We start from the raw sequence: 16,456 nt of genomic DNA, 5'->3' as shown, positions 1-16,456 counted from the left end.
AGCAACGCGAAACGCAGGATGAGGCCCCGCGTTGGATACGGTACTTCCCTGACGCCCCCGCCCCTGCCACTTCCAAGCATCGTCGATTCCCCTGGACGCTTTCGTTGTGTGGGGACCGATTCCGTTGCGCGGCCCATTGCCGAGGCTAGGACCAAGCATGTTGAGACGGCGCGAAACCCGGCGTGACTCCCCGGAAACGACAACGCCAGCCCGGAGGCTGGCGTTGCAGGGACCGCCCGGGGCGATCAGAAGCTGCGCGGGCCGCGCGGCTTGAAGCCGTCCCGGCGCGGCGGACGGTCGTTGCCGCCCGGACCACCCGGACCACGGTGGCCGCCCGGGCCACCCGGCTTGCCGCCGCGGCCGAACTTCGGCTTGAACGGGGGACGCGGCGACGGGGTCAGGTCTTCACCCGGCTCCACCTTGCGCATCTGAAGCTGCTGGCCGGACACCCACACCTTCTTCAGGTGGGTGAGCAGGTCGCTCGGCATCTCGGCGGGCAGGTCCAGCACCGAGAAGTCGTCGTGGATGTCGATGCGGCCGATGAAGCGGCTTTCCAGGCCGGCTTCGTTGGCGATCGCGCCGACGATGTTGCCCGGCTTGACGCCGTGCACATGGCCCACTTCGATGCGGAAGGTCTCCATGCCCTGCTCCGGCGCACCGCGCGGGGCGATCTCACGGCGCGGGGCGCGCTCGAAGCCACCCTCGTTGCCGCCGAAGTCGCCTTCGGCACGCGGCGGACGCGGACCGCGGTCGTCTTCACGGCGCGGACCACGCTCGAAACGCGGCTCGAAGCGCGCCGGGCGATCGCCACGATCATTGCGGTCGTTGCGTTCGCGAGGCGCCCGTTCTTCACGCGCACCCCGCACCGGCGGGGTCAGCAGGAACGGCGAATCGCCCTGCAGCAGCTTGGCCAGCGCAGCGGCGATCTCGATCGCCGGCACGTTGTTCTCGGCCTCGTAGCGCTGCAGCAGCTCGCGGTAGAAGTCGACGCCGCCGCCTTCCAGCGCCTCGCTGATGCGGCTCATGAACTTGGCCACGCGGGTATCGTTGACCGCGTCCACGCTCGGCAGCTGCATTTCCTCGATCGGCTGGCGCGTGGCGCGCTCGATCGCCCGCAGCATGCCCTTCTCGCGCGGGGTGGCGAACAGGATCGCGTCGCCGGTGCGGCCGGCACGGCCGGTACGGCCGATGCGGTGCACGTAGCTTTCGGTGTCGTACGGAATGTCGTAGTTCAGCACGTGGCTGATGCGTTCCACGTCCAGGCCGCGCGCGGCCACGTCGGTGGCGACCAGAATGTCCAGCTTGCCTTCCTTGAGCTGGCCGATGGTGCGCTCACGCTGGGCCTGCTGCATGTCACCGTTGATGGCGGCAGCCGCCAGGCCGCGGGCCTGCAGCTTCTCGGCAAGTTCTTCGGTGGCCGCCTTGGTGCGCGAGAAGATGATCATCGCGTCGAACGGTTCCACTTCCAGGATGCGGGTCAGCGCATCCAGCTTGTGCATGCCGCTCACCCACCAGTAGCGCTGGCGGATGTTGGCCGAGGTCGTGGTCTTGGCCGCGATGGTGACTTCGGCGGGGTTCTTCAGGTAGGTCTGCGCGATGCGACGGATCTGCGGCGGCATGGTGGCCGAGAACAGGGCGACCTGGCGGGTCTCCGGCAGCTTCTTGAGCACGGCTTCGACGTCGTCGATGAAGCCCATGCGCAGCATTTCATCGGCTTCGTCCAGGACCAGCGTCTTCAGCTCGGACAGGTCCAGAGTGCCGCGATCGAGGTGATCGATCACGCGGCCCGGGGTACCCACCACCACGTGCACGCCACGGCGCAGGGCCGACAGCTGCTGGCCGTAGGGCTGGCCGCCGTAGACCGGCAGCACGCGGAAGCCCGGCATCGCCGAGGAATAGGTCTGGAAGGCCTCGGCAACCTGGATGGCCAGTTCGCGGGTCGGCGCCAGCACCAGCACCTGCGGCTTGGCCTGGTTGAAGTCGAGGTTGGACAGGACCGGCAGCGCGAAGGCGGCGGTCTTGCCGGTACCGGTCTGGGCCTGACCCAGCACGTCGCGACCTTCCAGCATGGCCGGAATGGTGGCGGCCTGGATCGGCGACGGCGTTTCATAGCCGACGGTGGCCACGGCCTTCATCACAGCATCGGACAGGCCGAGGTCTGCGAACAGCAGCGGCGCGGGGGATTCTTGGGACATGGGAAACTCCGAAGGCACTGCCATTTTTCGGGCAATGCGATAAAAAAAGGGGATGGTCCGCGCTTTGGGCGCCCTTTCTTATCGCGTGCCCTGGCGCTGCTCGGTCGGAGGAGAATTCACTCGCTCAGGGCCCGATGATACCGCATCGTTCCTGAACCACGCGTACAGATTTCCGCCTGAATCCCGCTCAGGCCCCGCGCTGGCGCACAATACGCGCCCTCCCCCGGCCCGGGCCACCGTCCGCGCCCCTTTCCAGGATACCCGCTTCATGCAGACCCTCGAATTCGAACTGGACCGCGACTACGTCGAGCTCAAGCAGCTGCTCAAGCTGGCCGACCTGGTCACCAGCGGCGGGGAGGCCAAAACCGTCATCGGCGACGGCCAGGTCCTCGTCGATGGGGAAGTTGAACTGCGCAAGGCCTGCAAGATCCGCGCAGGCCAACAGGTCCGGTTCGGCGACACCACCATCCACATCATCGCCGACAGCGACGCCCCCTGAGCCACCGCCGCCCCGCGGCTGCCGCCCCGCTCAGGAGGCGCGCGTCAGCTGGGCGGCGATCAGCTGCCGGAAGGGGGCCACGCCCTGGGCCAGGCGCAGGCCGGCACTGCGCAGCGCGCGGGCCGGCAGGCGGTCGTCGGTGTACAGCGTGGCGATGGCATTGGTGGCCTCGTACAGCGGCCGCGACGCCAGCCGATGGCCCCGCTCATAACCGGCCAGGCCCGCCGGCGCGGCGATGTCGCCGCCCCGCTGGGCGGCGGGGGCGATCACCGCAGCCAGCCGGTCCTGGCTGAGCAGGCCGAGGTTGAAGCCGTGCGCGGTGACCGGGTGCATGCCCACCGCCGCATCGCCGATCAGCGCGCAGCGCGGGCCCACGAAGGATTGTGCGTAGACCCCCACCAGCGGATAGGCGATCGGCCGCGCGCACGGCTGCATGCGGCCGAGCCGGTGCTCGAAGAAGCCACTGACGGTACGCCCGAGGGCGTCGTCGTCCTGCGCCATCAGCGCCGCGATCTGCCGCGGTGGCAGGGTGATCACCGCCGAGGCCAGGTCGCCGTTCAGCGGCAGCAACGCCATCGTGCGGCCATAGCCGAACCATTCCCAGGCCGTGTGATGGTGCGGTTGTTCGATACGCATCCGGCACACCAGCATCGACTTGCCGAAATCACGCATGCGCGCACCGATCCCGAGCAGGCGGCGGGTACTGGAGAAGCGGCTGTCGGCGGCGACCACCAGCCGCGCCTGCAGGCGGCGCCCATCGGCCAGGGTGACAGAGGTGTGCCGGGGGCCGGTGTCGATGGCGGCCACGCTGGTCTGGTCGAGCACCTCGACCCCGGGCTGGTCCTGCACCGCCTGCCATGCGGCGCGCCGGATCAGATGATTGGGCACCAGCCAGCCCAGGTCGCGCCCGTGCCCGTCGCGTGCCGCCGCGAAGGTCAGCGCGAACGGCGAACCGCCGTTGAGCACCTGCGCATCGCGCAGCGGTGAAATCTCGGCCGGGTCCAGCCGCGCCCATAGACCCAGCCGCTCCAGGATCGCGCGGGACGCATGGGTCAGCGCGATCTCGCGGCCATCGAACGCCGCCTCGGCAAGTGCCGCACGCGGCTGCTGCTCGATCAGCGTCACCGTCAGGCCGGTCCCGGCCAGCGAGCGGGCCAGGCACAGCCCGACCGGCCCTGCCCCCACCACCACGACATCCACCGGGCGCGCGTGTTGCTCCACCATGATCCGATCCTGCGGTTGCCAGTCCACGTGGAGCTTAGCGCCGCCGGCAGTGCGCCGGCCTTGATCTGGATCAGCCGCGTGCGGAACGGTTCACCCCCGCGTTACAGCAGCGACCACATCAGCAGCAGGATGCCCACCAGCGAGGCCAGCCACACCAGGCTGCGCACGTACGGCACGCCGGCCGCATACAGCGGCAGGTAGACCACCCGCGCCCAGAAGTACAGCTGCGCGGCCAGTGCGGTCAGCCCGTCCTGGCGCTGGGTGAGCGTTACCGCCAGCACGGCCGCCGCGAAGAACGGAAAGGTCTCCATGAAATTGGACTGGGCGCGCTGCAGCCGGCCCGTCAACGGGCGTACCGGGGCGCTCTGCCCGTCGCGCGCGGATGCATTCCACGCCAGCCCGCGCTCGCGGGTCACTGCCGTGGACGCTGCGAACAGGTGCACGATGCCCAGCAGCATCGACCACACCAGCATCTGGATCTCGATCGTCATGGCGTACTCCGGAAGGTGTCAGGCAGAACGTCAGGGGGTGGCGGCACGCACGCTGTAACCGGCGAGCCGCCAGACGCGGTCTTCATCCAGTCGGAAGGACACCAGTTCGCGTACCGGCTGGGCGCTGTTGGCAAAGCGGGTCGGGAAGCTGACGTTGATGTACAGCCCTTCCGGCACGGTCGCGCCAGCCGCGTACTTGACCCGGGTCACGGTGGGCTGGCCGCGCGATGCGAGCGTGCCGAGCCGCTTGCGGTCGGCCGCCAGCTGGGCCACGAAGGCCGGTTCGGTGACGGTCTTCTTCGCCACGGCGGACGCACCACGCCACGCCTCGGCCGCCCGGTTGGCATCGACCAGCTGCGCCACCTTCAACGCCGCCGCGCTCATCTCCGCATCCTGCTCGCGCACCTGGGCCTGCTGCGCGGGCGTCAGCACCGGGCGCGGCGCGGCGGCGGCATCCGGTGCCGGGCGGGCCGGCGCCGGGGCGGGCGTGGCCGGGGCAGGCGTCTGCGCCATCGCGGCGACGGGGAACAGGATCGACAACAGCAGCAGCGGAACACGCATCAGGGCACCGTCGGCAGAAGGAAACTGCCGGCCAGCATACGTCAAGGACGTGAGTAGTCCGTCAGTTGCGCTGCGCCGCCTCGGGCGGCGGCCGGTGTCCTTCGCTCGCGGTCTGCGCCGGTGCGGCCGGCACCGCGTCTGCCGACGCCGCGGTGGGCGTGGACGGTGGCAGCAGGCTGGTCACGTCGATTTCCGACAATGGGCTTTCGTCCGGGCAGGTCGCGTCGGGGAAACCGAATCGCTGTTTGAGCATCTGCCCGCAGGTGTTGATCGCCTCCATCTCGGCGCCCTCGCGCTTGCATTCCTGATCAAAGGCGATCAGGAACGCATCCTTGCGGCGCACGAAATCATCGCCGCACTTGCGCATCTGCTTGATCCGCTCCAGGTCGTCCTGCACCGCATTGGTGCCGTCCAGGCCGAACTGCCGCAACTCGCCGGCATCGAGCAGGCGCAGGCTGCGGTTGGGCACGGTCATCATCAGGTCGGCCACGCCCACCGCCACGCCATTGCGCTGCAGGTAGTCCTTCACGTTGTCATAGACTTCGTGCAGCTCGCGGTTGAGCTCGGCGCGCGAGGTCGCCTTGGAGCTGATCCGCATCATGCGGTGGATGCCGACCTTGCCCGAGACGAGCCGGTTGTCACCGGCCGCCAGCACGAACACGCACGCACTGTGGCAGACCGATCCTTCGCGCACCCAGATGGTCCAGTTGGATTCGCCGATGCTGTCGCCGGCCACGATGGCCGCCTCCACCTGGCCGCCACTGGAATCCAGATCCAGGATGCGCCGCGAAATGTGCTGTGCATCGGCCACGATCGCCACCCGGCCGACCAGCTCGGCAAACCCGGGATTGATCTTGCCGACGTAGCGCACGCGCAGCAGGCCACGCTCGGCGCACGGTGCCAGCGCCGCCTCTACGCTGGCGCGGTCGAGCGCCTCCAGCGGCTGCCCGTCGCCCCCTTCGGCGGCGTAATCGGTATCGCAGCTCACGAACGCCTTGCCGTTGTCCAGCGCCGCGTCCGGCCACGCCTGCTGCCCACGCCGCGGCGGTGGCGGCGGCGGTGGCGGGGCGTCGGCGGCGTTGATGGACACCATGTGGTCGCCATCGGCCGCCTGCGCACGCACCGCCTTGTCGGCCGCAGTGACATTGCCCGGATTCTCCAGCTGGCTGCAACCGGCCAATCCCAGGCACAACAACGGCAACCACCACGACTTGGGCAACATGGACAACCTGGACTCCACGACAAGGGGCGCACCTGCGGCGCGCAGGCAGACAGTCTAGTGCGCCACGGCAGCGCCGCGACAACCTGCACTGAACCGTCCGGGGCCGCGACCGCATTGCCGTCCGAAAACGGCGAGCCGGGTCCATCCCGGGGGCATAGACTGACCGGCATGGACACCGCCCTGCCCCTGGACTACGCCGCCTGCGAAAGCGCCCGCCTGGCACGCGACGCCCGCTTCGACGGGGTGTTTTTCACCGCCGTGCGCAGCACCGGCATCTATTGCCGCCCGGTCTGCCCGGCACCACCGCCGAAGCCGCGCAACGTGGACTATTACCCGACCGCCGCTGCGGCCGCCGCCGCCGGTTTCCGGCCCTGCCTGCGCTGCCGCCCGGAACTGGCGCCGGAGGCCCAGGACGTCCTCAGCAACGAAACCCTGCAGCGCGCGTTGGCGCTGATCCACGATGGCTACCTGCAGGATGCCCCGGTCGGCGCGCTCGCTGCCCACGTGGGGCTGAGCGCCCGCCAGCTGCAGCGCCTGTTCGTGGCCCGCCTCGGCGCGGCGCCGGCGCAGATCCACGCCACCCGTCGCCTGCTGCTGGCCAAGCAGCTGTTGACCGAAACCGCGCTGCCGGTCACCGACGTGGCGATGGCGTCCGGCTACAACAGCCTGCGCCGCTTCAACGCCGCGTTCGTGGACGGCTGCGGGATGCCTCCGACGGCCATCCGCCGCCAGCGCGGTGCGCTCGGCGACGCCCCCCTGACCCTGCGCCTGGGCTACCGGCCGCCACTGGATTTCGCCGCGATGCTCGGCTTCCTGCGCCGCCGCGCCATTCCCGGTATCGAGCAGATCGACGACCACAGCTACCAGCGCGTGATCGGCCCGGCCGCGCGCCCCAGCGTGATCCGCGTCAGTGCCGATCCGAAGCGCCCGGAGCTGCTGCTGCAACTGGGCCAGGTCGATCCACGCGCCATCCCCGGCATCGTGCGACGGGTCCGGCGGATCTTCGATCTGGATGCGGACCTGCGCATCGTGCACGCCACGCTGGCCCGGGAGCCACTGCTTGCCAGGGGCATCGCCGAGCGCCCCGGCCTGCGCGTGCCCGGCGGCTGGGACGGCTTCGAGGTGGCCGTGCGCGCCGTGCTCGGCCAGCAGGTCAGCGTGGCCGCGGCGGCCACGCTTGCGCGACGCGTGGTCGACCGCTTCGGCATCACGCTGCCGGGCATGCCCGAGGGCCTGGACCGTCAGTTCCCCACCCCGCAGGCGCTGGCCGAGGCCCCGCTGGACACCGTGGGCCTGCCGAAAACCCGCGCGGCAACGGTCCGCGCGGTGGCCGCCGCAGTCGCCGACGGCCGCTTGGACTTCGCCGCCGGCCAGCGCCTGGACAGCTTCGTGGCGCGCTGCGTCGCGCTGCCCGGCATCGGCCCGTGGACCGCACACTACATCGCGCTGCGCGCCCTGGCTCTGCCCGACGCATTTCCCGCCGGCGACCTCGTGCTGCAGCAGGTCCTCGGCGGCGAAACCCGCCTTGCCGAGCGCGCCACCGAGGCCCGTTCGCATGCCTGGCGCCCGTGGCGCGCCTATGCGGTGCTGCACCTGTGGCACCTGTCTCCCCCCGCTCCCGGAGTACGCCCATGACACTGCGCTACGACACCTTCGACAGCCCCATCGGCGCCCTCACCGTGGCCGGCGACAGCCGTGGCATCCACCACATCCTCTTCGAGAACAACCGGTACGACGCCAAGGGCCGCGAGCACTGGCAGCGCGACGCACATGCCGTGCGCGATGCACGTCTGCAGCTGCTGCAGTATCTGCGCGGCGAACGCACCGCCTTCGCGCTGCCGCTCGCGCCGCATGGCACGCCGTTCCAGCTGCGCGTGTGGCGGGCGCTGGCCGATATCCCGTTTGGCCGGACCTGGAGCTACGTCGACCTTGCCCGCCACATCGACCATCCCACCGCCAGCCGGGCGGTCGGGGCCGCCAACGGCCGCAACCCGCTGCCGATCGTGCTGCCCTGCCATCGGGTGATCGGCAGCAACGGTGCACTGACCGGATTTGGTGGCGGACTGGACACCAAGGCCGCCCTGCTGCAGTTGGAGGCACGGCGCGATTCGCTGTTCGCCTGAGCCGCGCCCCCTGCCATTGGTTGTCTTCGTCGCGTCACCGCTGCCGATTATCATGGCGTGATGATCTCCGTACGTTTCCCACTGGCGCTTGCCGCCGCCCTGTCGCTGGCCGCCTGCGCCACCGCACCGTCCGCACCGCCGCCGCCTGTCGCCGCTGCCACCCCCAATGCTTCACTGCCGAAACTGCTGCTGGTCTCCATTGATGGCCTGCGTGCGGACATGCTCGACCGCGGCATCAGCCCCAACCTGTCGCGGATCGCCGACAGCGGCGTGCGTGCGCGCTGGATGACGCCGTCGTATCCCGCACTGACCTTTCCCAACCACTACACGCTGGTCACCGGCCTGCGTCCGGACCACCACGGCATCATCCACAACAGCATGGAGGAAGCCGGACTGGGCAGCTTCCGGCTGAATCGCCGCGAGGCCGTCACCGACGCGCGCTGGTGGGGCGGCGAGCCGATCTGGGTGGGCGCGGAAAAAGCCGGCGTGCGCACCGCCACCCTGTCCTGGCCCGGCAGCGAAGCGGCCATCCAAGGCGTGCGGCCGAGCCAGTGGCGCGTGTTCGACAGCCAGGTGACGCTGCCCGATCGCGTTGATCAGGTCCTCGGCTGGCTCGGCCAGAGCGATCCGCAGGCGCCCCGTCTGGTCACGCTGTACATGGAACAGGTCGACCACGCCGGCCATGACCACGGCCCGGAGTCGCCCGAGTACGCCGCCGCCATCGTCGAGGTCGACACCGCCATCGGGCGGCTGCTGGACGGCCTGCAGGCGCGCGGCCTCGCCGACGACACCAACATCGTCGTGGTCTCCGACCACGGCATGGCCAGCGTGCCGGCAGGCCAGGTCATCGCCACCGAGGACATGGTCGATCCGGCCATCGCGCGGGACGTGACCGTCGGGCAGTCGGTCGGCTTCGCGCCGTTGCCCGGCAAGCAGCGCCAGGCCGAGAAGATCCTGCTGGGCGCGCACGCGCACTACGACTGCTGGCGGCGCGAGGCGCTGCCGGCGCGGTGGGCCTATGGCACCCATCCGCGCATCCCGCCGATCCTGTGCCAGATGCACGAAGGCTGGGACGCGCTGACCCGCGATCGGATCGCCAAACGCCCCCCGGGAGACCGCGGCTCGCACGGCTACGACAATGCACTGCCCTCGATGCGGGCGGTGTTCGTCGCGCGCGGGCCGTCGTTCAGACAGGGCGCGGTGATTGCGCCGTTCGACAACGTGGACGTCTATCCGTTGCTGGCGCGCCTGCTCGACGTGCCGGCCGCGCCCAACGATGGCGACCCGCAACGCCTGCTGCCGGCCCTGCGCTGAGGCGCGCCGGCGCCGCGCGGACAACAAAAAACGCGGCGCAGGCGCCGCGTTTTTCGTGGGCCCTGCCTGGCTGGGATCAGCCGGCCTTGGCCACCGCCTTCTTGGCGACAGCCTTCTTGGCCGGCGCCTTGGCAACGGTCTTCTTGGCGACCGGCGCAGCTGCGCCCACGGCCACCTTGCTCACCGCGTGCGAACGCGAATTGCCGTAGCTGGCGTTGTAGCGCTTGCCCTTGGCGGTCTTGCGGTCACCCTTACCCATGTCGTCAACTCCTTAGTCTGAAATCTGATAACCCCGTACTGACACGGGTTCGGCGGGGCCGCCCTCTCAGGCGCCCCCGCGCACGATCTGAAAGCCTACCACACGCACTCAGTGCGCACAGCTCGCATCATGGATGTGGCCGTGGTTCAGCCGCAGGTTCACCAGGTGCGCCACCCCCACCAGCACCCCGCCGAGGGTCATCACCACGGCGTGCGGAACCGCTGAATGGTGCAGCGGGCCATACAGCAGCCCGGCCCACAGCGCGACCAGCCCCGGCACCAGGAAGCCCAGCGCGCGCAGCGCACCGTGGCGACGATATCCCCAGACCAGGCTGAACAGCCCCAGCAGGGTCACGAAGCAGACCAGCGCCAGCTCGACCCCGTCGCTCATCCACACCGACAGGCCCAGCGAGGGCGCGGCGGCCAGCAGCACCGGCAACACCGCGCAGTGCACCGCACACAGCAGCGATCCGGTGGCACCGAAACGATCGAGAAGATGGCGGAGGCGTGGGAACAGGGGCATGACTTCCAGCAGGGTCGGCGAAGCGTTATGGAATAATATAACATCAATCCCGACGCGCACCTGCCTCCCCTGCCCCACCCCCGTTCATCGACGGGTTTCGCGCGCCCCACCATTGATACATTGTAACAATTCGACTGACGGACCCTGCCCCTATGCGCTCTTCCCGCCCCCTGTTTACGCGCCACACGCTGTCCCTGGCCCTGGCGGCCGCCCTCCTGCCCTCCGTGGCGATGGCTGCCGACGATGACGGCCATCGCGGCCACCTGACCGAGCTGTCCGAGGTCAAGGTCACCGCCTCGCCGCTGCAGGGCGATGCCGAATCCCTGGCCCGCCCGGTCGATGTCCTCGCCGGCGAACGTCTGGACGAACAGAAGGCCGGCACGCTTGGCGACACCGTCGCCAAGCTGCCCGGCGTGCAGAGCACCTTCTTCGGCCCCGGCGTCGGTCGCCCGATCATCCGCGGACAGGAAGGCCCGCGCGTGGCGGTGCTCTCCAACGGCATGGGCAACATGGACGCCTCTACGGTCAGCGCCGACCATGCCACCAGCATCGAGCCGTTCCTGGCCGACCAGATCGAAGTGCTGAAGGGCCCGGCCACGCTGCTGTTCGGCAGCGGCGCGATCGGCGGCGCGGTCAACGTGGTTGATGGCCGCATCGCGCGCGAACTGCCGGACCGCCCGCTCAGCGGCCGCGCCGAACTGCGCGGCAACTCGGTCAATGACGAGCGCAGCGGCATGTTCCGCCTCGACGGCGTCAGCGGCAACGTGGTGCTGCATGTGGATGGCCTCGTACGCAACGGCGACGACTACCGCATCCCGGGCTACGCCGTGATCGATGGCCTGGAAGACCACAGCGGCCACGACCACGACGAAGACGGCGCCGACGAGCCGCGCCGCGGCCGTCTGGACAACAGTTCCATCCGTACCCGCGCCGGCGGCCTGGGAGTCACCTGGCTGGGCGACGGCGGCTACGCCGGCATCTCGGCCAGCACCTACCGCACCAACTACGGCATCCCCAACGGCGCACACGTGCATGCCGACGATGATCACGACCACGATCACGACCATGACCACGGCGAGGAGGAAGAAGGCGACGAGCACGACGTGCGCATCGACATGGTGCAGAACCGCTTCGAAGCGAAGGCCGGCATCTACAACCCGGTCCCGTTCCTGAAGAACGTCAATCTGCGCACCGCCTACACCGATTACGAGCACACCGAGCTGGAAGCCGGCACTCCGTCCACGCGCTTCACCAACCGCGGCATCGAAGCCCGCCTCGAGGCGGTACAGCAGCAGATCGGCGGCTGGGATGGCGCCTTCGGCGTGCAGTTCGGCAACAGCGACTTCGGCGCCAAGGGTGAAGAAGCGTTCGTGCCCGACACCGGCACAAAGAACGTCGGCCTGTTCGTGCTGCAGGAAAAGCAGTTCGGCCCGTTCAAACTGGAACTCGGCGGCCGCCACGACCAGGTCAAGCTCGACCCGACCGGCGACTACCGCGCACGCACGTTCGACGCCACCAACCTGTCCGCTGCCGGTATCTGGAAGCTCAATGACGCGGTGGACCTGCGCTTCGGCGTGGACGGCTCCGAGCGCGCACCGACCAACGAGGAGCTGTACGCCGCTGGCGCACACATCGCCACCCGTTCCCTGGAAATCGGCAATGCGGACCTGAAGACCGAGCGCGGGCAGCGCGTCGAACTGGGCATCCACACCCACAGCGACCGCGTCGACTTCTCGGCCTCGATCTACCAGACCAGGTTCAAGAACTTCATCTACCTGGCCGACACCGGCGTGGTCGAATCGCTGCCGGTCCGCCTGTGGACCCAGCAGGATGCCACCTTCAAGGGTGCCGAAGCGGAGGCCCTGTTCCACCTGTTCGAAGGCACGTCCGGCGACTGGGACCTGCGCGTGTTCGGCGACTACGTGAAGGCCGAACTGGATGGCAGCGGCAGCCGCAGCGTGGACATCGCCGTGCCGCATGGCGACCACAACCACAACTACACCGTGGACCTGGCCAACAGTGGCTACCTGCCGCGGATTTCCCCGGCCCGCATCGGCGCCGACCTGCGCTGGTCCCGCGACGGCTGGCGCGCCTCGGTCGGTGCCGTGCGCTACAGCAGCCAGAAGGACGTGGCCCAGAACGAAGACCCGAGCAACGGCTACACCCTCGTCGACGCCCACCTCGCCTACCGCTGGGACCGCAACGACAGCAACAGCTACGAAGTCTTCCTGGACGGCAGCAACCTGACCAACCAGGAAGTCCGCCCGCACACCTCCCTGCTGCGCGACTACTCGCCGCTGCCGGGCCGCGGCGTGGCCTTCGGCATCCGCGCCTTCTTCTGATACCCGCCTCTCACGACCGGGGTCGTTGTTCTTACTCTGAGGGGGCCGCAAGGCCCCCTCTTTTTTTCCCTTGTCCCTCCCCGTGGCACGCAGGTCGATCAAGTGCCGGGGGCTTCACCGTGGCTGGCCACCGTGCCGGCACCGCACTGGGTTCACCCGCCCTGCACAAACCCCAGCGGCGCCCCCTGCGTGCGCCTGACGTGACGCGTCCGCCCCTTCCAGAACGGACACATCTGTCCGAACATGGGCCATGCCTACCCAACGTGCCGATGCGGCCGCCCGCCGTGCCCAGATCCTCGACGCCGCCGATGCCGTATTCGGCCAGCACGGCGTCACCGCGCCGCTGGACCTGGTGGTCGAACGCGCCCAGGTCGGGCGCGCCACCCTCTACCGCAACTTCCCCGACCGCACGGCGCTGGTGGAAGCCCTGCTGCAACGCACGGTCACCCGCATCCAGCGCCAGGTGCAGACGCTGGGTGACCGCGACGACGCCCTGTTCGAGGTGCTCAACGGCATGGCCGCACGCATCGTGCAGTCGCCCGCGCTGTCGGACTACTGGCGCGCCGTCGATCCGGACGATCCCACCATCAAAACCGCGCGTGAGACCATCCGCGCCGTCCTGCGCGCGCCCATGCAGCGCGCCATCGCCGCCGGCCTGTGCCGCGCCGATCTCGACGTGACGGACATTTCACTGATCTCGGGCATGCTGGGAGCCGCGCTGCGTGGCAAGACCCGGGAAGAACGCGCCACGCTGGCCACGCGCGCCCTGCAGTTGCTGCGTGGTGGACTGCGGGGGCCTGATCACGGGGAGGGGTGATGCCGCAGTACCTCAAGCCGGTACCGGACTGGGAAGAGCACGAAAAACCGACGCTGCCCGGCTCGGCCTCCATGCCGTGGCATCCGCCGCACCGGCGCCTGGCCTATGCGCTGGTGGCGCTGCTGGTCGGCATCACCGGCGGGCTCGGCAACGCCCTGGTCACCGCCAACCTGCCTTTCATGCAGGGCCAGCTCGGGCTCACGCCGGCCCAGGGCAGCTGGCTGGTGGCGGCCTACGCGATGGTCAATGTGACCGCCAACCTGCTGGCCTTCAAATTCCGCCAGCAGTACGGCATCCGCCTGTTTGCCGAAATCGGGCTGGGCCTGTACGCCGCCCTGGCGGTACTGCACCTGTTTGTCGGCAGCTACGAAACCACCGTGCTGACGCGCGCGGCCAGCGGATTCGCGGGCGCGGCCTGCAGCACGCTGGGTACGCTGTACATGCTGCAATCCCTGCCGCGCCGTTACACCGGAAATCTACTGGTGATCGGCGTGGGCATCTCGCAGCTGGCGATACCGATCGCCTGGCTGGTGTCACCGGGACTGGTCGACACCGGCCAGTGGCACAACCTCTACCTGTTCGAGGCCGGGCTGGCGCTGTGCGCGTTCGCTGCGGTAGTCGTGCTCAAACTGCCGCCGGGTGCGCAGATCAAGGCGTTCGAGCCGTTGGACTTCCTGACATTTGCGCTGCTCGCGCCGGCGGTGGGCCTGCTGGTCGTGGTGCTGGCCCAGGGCTATACACGCTGGTGGTTCGACACCCCCTGGCTGGGCTGGGCGCTGGTGGCCGCGATCGTGCTGGGCACGACGGCCTTCATCATCGAACACTTCCGGCGCAACCCGTTGCTGCAGACGCGCTGGCTGGCCAGCCTGCCGGTGCTGCACTTCATTGTCGGTGCGTTCCTGATCCGCTTCCTGACTACCGAGCAGTCCTACGGCGTGGTCGGGTTGATGCGTCAGCTCGGGATGGGTCCGGACCAGATGCGCCCGCTGTTCGGTGTGATCCTCGCCGGCGTGGTGACCGGCATCGCGGCGGCGTCGCTGACCTTCGGCCCCAAGCGGATCATCCCCCAGCTGCTGATGGCGATCCTGCTGCTGGGCAGCGCCGCGTTCCTCGACCAGAGCCGGACGAGCCTGGACCGCCCGCACGACTTCTACGCCAGCCAGTTCCTGGCCTCGGTCGGCGCGGGCATGTTCATGGGCCCGCTGATCATGCTCGGCATCACCCAGGCCTTGAAACAGGGCGTGGACCACATGATCACCTTTCTGGTCACCCTGTCGATCACCCAGACACTGGGTGGCCTGGCCGGTTCGGCGGTGCTGGGCACCTACCAGCTGCACCGCGAACAGGTGTACTCCAGCGCGCTCGTCAGCCAGCTCGATCCGGCCGACGGCGTGGTGGCACAGCGCCTGAAACAGCAGCAACAGCTCTATGCCGGCCTGATCACCGACCCGGTGCAGCGCAGCGCGCAGGGCACTGCGCAGCTGGCACTGACCACACGCCGCGAGGCCAATGTGCGGGCGTTCAATGATGTGTTCACGCTAAGCGGCACCGTGGCGCTGGCCTTCCTCGGCTGGTTGCTGCTGCTGTCGGTGCGCACCGCCCTGCTCAAGCAATGGCGCAAACGCCAGCGCCGTGCCGTTTCGCCGACCGTCCCGGCATCCCCGCCGGCCGCTACCCGATGAGTCCCGACATGCCCACTCCCCCGCCACGCGACGACAGCACGCCCGAGAACGTGAATCCAGCGCCGCCGACCGATGCTGCCCCGACCGGCACGCCCGCCGCGGCGACACCGTCGGGCGTGCCCAAGTACCTCAAACCCAGCACGCGCAGCGTCGTGATCATGATCGTGATTGCCCTGCTCGGCATCGCATTGATCCTGCGTGCATGGTCGTTGTGGCCGTTCGACAGCACCCGTGTCAGCACCGACAACGCCTACGTGCGCGGCCAGATCACCGTGCTCGCGCCACAGGTGAACGGCTATGTCACCGAGGTGCTGGTCAAGGACTTCCAGTACGTGCGCAAGGGCGATGCACTGGTGCGCATCGATGACCGCATCTACAAGGAAAAAGTGGCCCAGGCCCAGGCCGATCTGGACAGCGCGCTGGCCGCGCTGGCCAATTCCGACCAGACCCAGGCACAGAACCGCGCGCAGATCGCCGCCGCGCAGGCCAACCTTGCCGCCGGCCAGAGCGAGCTGTCGCGATCGCGCAACGAACTCAAGCGCTATGAGGAGCTGGCAGCCCAGCAGCTGGTCGCGCTCAACGACCGTGACAAGTTCCGTACCGGCGCGCAGTCCGCACAATCGGCCGTACTGCAGTCGCAGGCGCAGATCCGCATCGCCGAAGAAACCCTCACCTCCACCCGGGTGGCCCGAAAGGGCCTGGAAGCCCGCGTGGAGACCGCGCGGGCACAGCTCGCGCTGGCCCGCATCGACCTGGCCAATACGGTCATCCACGCGCCACGCGATGGGCAGATCAGCGAAGCGTCGGTCCGCCTGGGTCAGTACGTCACCGCTGGCTCGCAGCTGCTGTTCCTGGTCCCCGATGCGTTGTGGGTGGTGGCCAACTTCAAGGAAGGCCAGACCTGGAAAATGCGCATCGGCCAACCGGCCACCTTCTCGGTGGATGCCTTCGACGGCCAGCGGCTGCACGGCCATATCGAACAGATCGCCCCGGCCACCGGCTCGGAGTTCAGCGTGCTGCGCCCGGACAACGCCAGCGGCAACTTCACCAAGGTCGTGCAGCGCCTGCCGATCCGTATCGCCATCGATCCCGACCAGCCACTGGCCAGGCGATTGCGCCCGGGCATGTCGGTGGTGGTGCGGGTGGAGACGGCCGATGCCGGGGCAGATCCCGGCAGGTAAGCCGCCTCATGTAGAAATCCGCGC

At 69.2% G+C, this 16,456-nt stretch carries 15 protein-coding genes; 8 read left to right on the top strand and 7 right to left on the bottom strand.

The window, feature by feature from the left end; translation table 11 throughout:
- Window positions 1-245 precede the first annotated feature (245 nt).
- Window positions 246-2,195, bottom strand: a complete 1,950-nt coding sequence (locus ACPEH1_RS09800; protein ID WP_153164439.1) for a DEAD/DEAH box helicase — start codon at window positions 2,193-2,195, stop codon at window positions 246-248.
- A 268-nt stretch (window positions 2,196-2,463) separates the two neighbouring features.
- Between ACPEH1_RS09800 and ACPEH1_RS09795 the strand changes: the two genes are divergently transcribed.
- Window positions 2,464-2,694 (top strand): RNA-binding S4 domain-containing protein, encoded by a 231-nt coding sequence (locus tag ACPEH1_RS09795; RefSeq protein ID WP_136004306.1) that lies wholly within the window; start codon window positions 2,464-2,466, stop codon window positions 2,692-2,694.
- 30 nt (window positions 2,695-2,724) lie between these two features.
- Here the strand turns inward: ACPEH1_RS09795 and ubiM are convergent, their stop codons facing one another.
- From ubiM to ACPEH1_RS09775, 4 genes are all read right to left on the bottom strand, one after another.
- Entirely contained in the window at window positions 2,725-3,918 is a 1,194-nt protein-coding gene (gene ubiM, locus ACPEH1_RS09790; RefSeq protein WP_153164440.1) for a 5-demethoxyubiquinol-8 5-hydroxylase UbiM, read from the bottom strand.
- Window positions 3,919-4,019: 101 nt separating this feature from the next.
- Window positions 4,020-4,409 carry an MAPEG family protein gene (locus ACPEH1_RS09785; RefSeq protein ID WP_136004310.1) on the bottom strand — a complete coding sequence of 130 codons (390 nt, stop codon included), beginning with the start codon at window positions 4,407-4,409 and terminating at the stop codon, window positions 4,020-4,022.
- Between the two features lie 30 nt (window positions 4,410-4,439).
- Complete coding sequence (locus ACPEH1_RS09780; RefSeq protein WP_153164441.1) at window positions 4,440-4,970, bottom strand: DUF4019 domain-containing protein; 531 nt, start codon at window positions 4,968-4,970, stop codon at window positions 4,440-4,442.
- 61 nt (window positions 4,971-5,031) lie between these two features.
- Window positions 5,032-6,192: a hypothetical protein gene (locus tag ACPEH1_RS09775; RefSeq protein WP_136004423.1), complete on the bottom strand. Its 1,161-nt coding sequence runs from the start codon at window positions 6,190-6,192 to the stop codon at window positions 5,032-5,034.
- Window positions 6,193-6,360: 168 nt separating this feature from the next.
- Between ACPEH1_RS09775 and ACPEH1_RS09770 the strand changes: the two genes are divergently transcribed.
- From ACPEH1_RS09770 to ACPEH1_RS09760, 3 genes are read left to right on the top strand one after another with little or no spacing between them, the layout of a single operon-like run.
- Entirely contained in the window at window positions 6,361-7,827 is a 1,467-nt protein-coding gene (locus ACPEH1_RS09770) for an AlkA N-terminal domain-containing protein (protein WP_136004314.1), read from the top strand.
- Window positions 7,824-8,315 (top strand): methylated-DNA--[protein]-cysteine S-methyltransferase, encoded by a 492-nt coding sequence (locus ACPEH1_RS09765; protein ID WP_313241683.1) that lies wholly within the window; start codon window positions 7,824-7,826, stop codon window positions 8,313-8,315. Before ACPEH1_RS09770 ends, ACPEH1_RS09765 begins: the two co-directional genes overlap by 4 nt.
- Before the next feature lie 60 nt (window positions 8,316-8,375).
- Complete coding sequence (locus ACPEH1_RS09760) at window positions 8,376-9,629, top strand: ectonucleotide pyrophosphatase/phosphodiesterase (protein ID WP_423715712.1); 1,254 nt, start codon at window positions 8,376-8,378, stop codon at window positions 9,627-9,629.
- A 76-nt stretch (window positions 9,630-9,705) separates the two neighbouring features.
- Here the strand turns inward: ACPEH1_RS09760 and ACPEH1_RS09755 are convergent, their stop codons facing one another.
- Together ACPEH1_RS09755 and ACPEH1_RS09750 are read right to left on the bottom strand one after the other, a co-directional pair.
- Window positions 9,706-9,888: a 30S ribosomal protein THX gene (locus ACPEH1_RS09755; protein ID WP_068850363.1), complete on the bottom strand. Its 183-nt coding sequence runs from the start codon at window positions 9,886-9,888 to the stop codon at window positions 9,706-9,708.
- A 108-nt stretch (window positions 9,889-9,996) separates the two neighbouring features.
- Window positions 9,997-10,410, bottom strand: coding sequence for a MerC domain-containing protein (locus tag ACPEH1_RS09750; RefSeq protein ID WP_136004320.1), 414 nt, complete (start codon window positions 10,408-10,410; stop codon window positions 9,997-9,999).
- A 152-nt stretch (window positions 10,411-10,562) separates the two neighbouring features.
- Between ACPEH1_RS09750 and ACPEH1_RS09745 the strand changes: the two genes are divergently transcribed.
- The 4 genes from ACPEH1_RS09745 to ACPEH1_RS09730 all read left to right on the top strand — a co-directional run bounded on the left by ACPEH1_RS09745 (window position 10,563) and on the right by ACPEH1_RS09730 (window position 16,432).
- The gene (locus tag ACPEH1_RS09745) at window positions 10,563-12,752 is read left to right on the top strand and encodes a TonB-dependent receptor (RefSeq protein WP_423715711.1); all 2,190 of its coding nucleotides are present in this window, start codon (window positions 10,563-10,565) and stop codon (window positions 12,750-12,752) included.
- Window positions 12,753-13,002: 250 nt separating this feature from the next.
- Window positions 13,003-13,569, top strand: a complete 567-nt coding sequence (locus tag ACPEH1_RS09740) for a TetR/AcrR family transcriptional regulator (protein ID WP_153164446.1) — start codon at window positions 13,003-13,005, stop codon at window positions 13,567-13,569.
- Window positions 13,566-15,251 (top strand): MFS transporter, encoded by a 1,686-nt coding sequence (locus tag ACPEH1_RS09735; protein WP_136004325.1) that lies wholly within the window; start codon window positions 13,566-13,568, stop codon window positions 15,249-15,251. Before ACPEH1_RS09740 ends, ACPEH1_RS09735 begins: the two co-directional genes overlap by 4 nt.
- Before the next feature lie 8 nt (window positions 15,252-15,259).
- Window positions 15,260-16,432 (top strand): HlyD family secretion protein, encoded by a 1,173-nt coding sequence (locus ACPEH1_RS09730; RefSeq protein ID WP_136004327.1) that lies wholly within the window; start codon window positions 15,260-15,262, stop codon window positions 16,430-16,432.
- Window positions 16,433-16,456: the final 24 nt, after the last annotated feature.

It is taken from the genome of Stenotrophomonas sp. NPDC077421 (genome assembly GCF_049545505.1).
GTDB lineage: Bacteria > Pseudomonadota > Gammaproteobacteria > Xanthomonadales > Xanthomonadaceae > Stenotrophomonas > Stenotrophomonas nematodicola.
This window is presented reverse-complemented; position numbering and strand designations above follow the sequence as displayed.

Bases quoted from the DNA above. Each gene is read 5' to 3' on its own strand.
- ACPEH1_RS09800 (WP_153164439.1), bottom strand. From the start codon at position 2,195: ATGTCCCAAGAATCCCCCGCGCCGCTGCTGTTCGCAGACCTCGGCCTG.
- ACPEH1_RS09795 (WP_136004306.1), top strand. From the start codon at position 2,464: ATGCAGACCCTCGAATTCGAACTGGACCGCGACTACGTCGAGCTCAAG.
- ubiM (WP_153164440.1), bottom strand. From the start codon at position 3,918: ATGGTGGAGCAACACGCGCGCCCGGTGGATGTCGTGGTGGTGGGGGCA.
- ACPEH1_RS09785 (WP_136004310.1), bottom strand. From the start codon at position 4,409: ATGACGATCGAGATCCAGATGCTGGTGTGGTCGATGCTGCTGGGCATC.
- ACPEH1_RS09780 (WP_153164441.1), bottom strand. From the start codon at position 4,970: ATGCGTGTTCCGCTGCTGCTGTTGTCGATCCTGTTCCCCGTCGCCGCG.
- ACPEH1_RS09775 (WP_136004423.1), bottom strand. From the start codon at position 6,192: ATGTTGCCCAAGTCGTGGTGGTTGCCGTTGTTGTGCCTGGGATTGGCC.
- ACPEH1_RS09770 (WP_136004314.1), top strand. From the start codon at position 6,361: ATGGACACCGCCCTGCCCCTGGACTACGCCGCCTGCGAAAGCGCCCGC.
- ACPEH1_RS09765 (WP_313241683.1), top strand. From the start codon at position 7,824: ATGACACTGCGCTACGACACCTTCGACAGCCCCATCGGCGCCCTCACC.
- ACPEH1_RS09760 (WP_423715712.1), top strand. From the start codon at position 8,376: ATGATCTCCGTACGTTTCCCACTGGCGCTTGCCGCCGCCCTGTCGCTG.
- ACPEH1_RS09755 (WP_068850363.1), bottom strand. From the start codon at position 9,888: ATGGGTAAGGGTGACCGCAAGACCGCCAAGGGCAAGCGCTACAACGCC.
- ACPEH1_RS09750 (WP_136004320.1), bottom strand. From the start codon at position 10,410: ATGCCCCTGTTCCCACGCCTCCGCCATCTTCTCGATCGTTTCGGTGCC.
- ACPEH1_RS09745 (WP_423715711.1), top strand. From the start codon at position 10,563: ATGCGCTCTTCCCGCCCCCTGTTTACGCGCCACACGCTGTCCCTGGCC.
- ACPEH1_RS09740 (WP_153164446.1), top strand. From the start codon at position 13,003: ATGCCTACCCAACGTGCCGATGCGGCCGCCCGCCGTGCCCAGATCCTC.
- ACPEH1_RS09730 (WP_136004327.1), top strand. From the start codon at position 15,260: ATGCCCACTCCCCCGCCACGCGACGACAGCACGCCCGAGAACGTGAAT.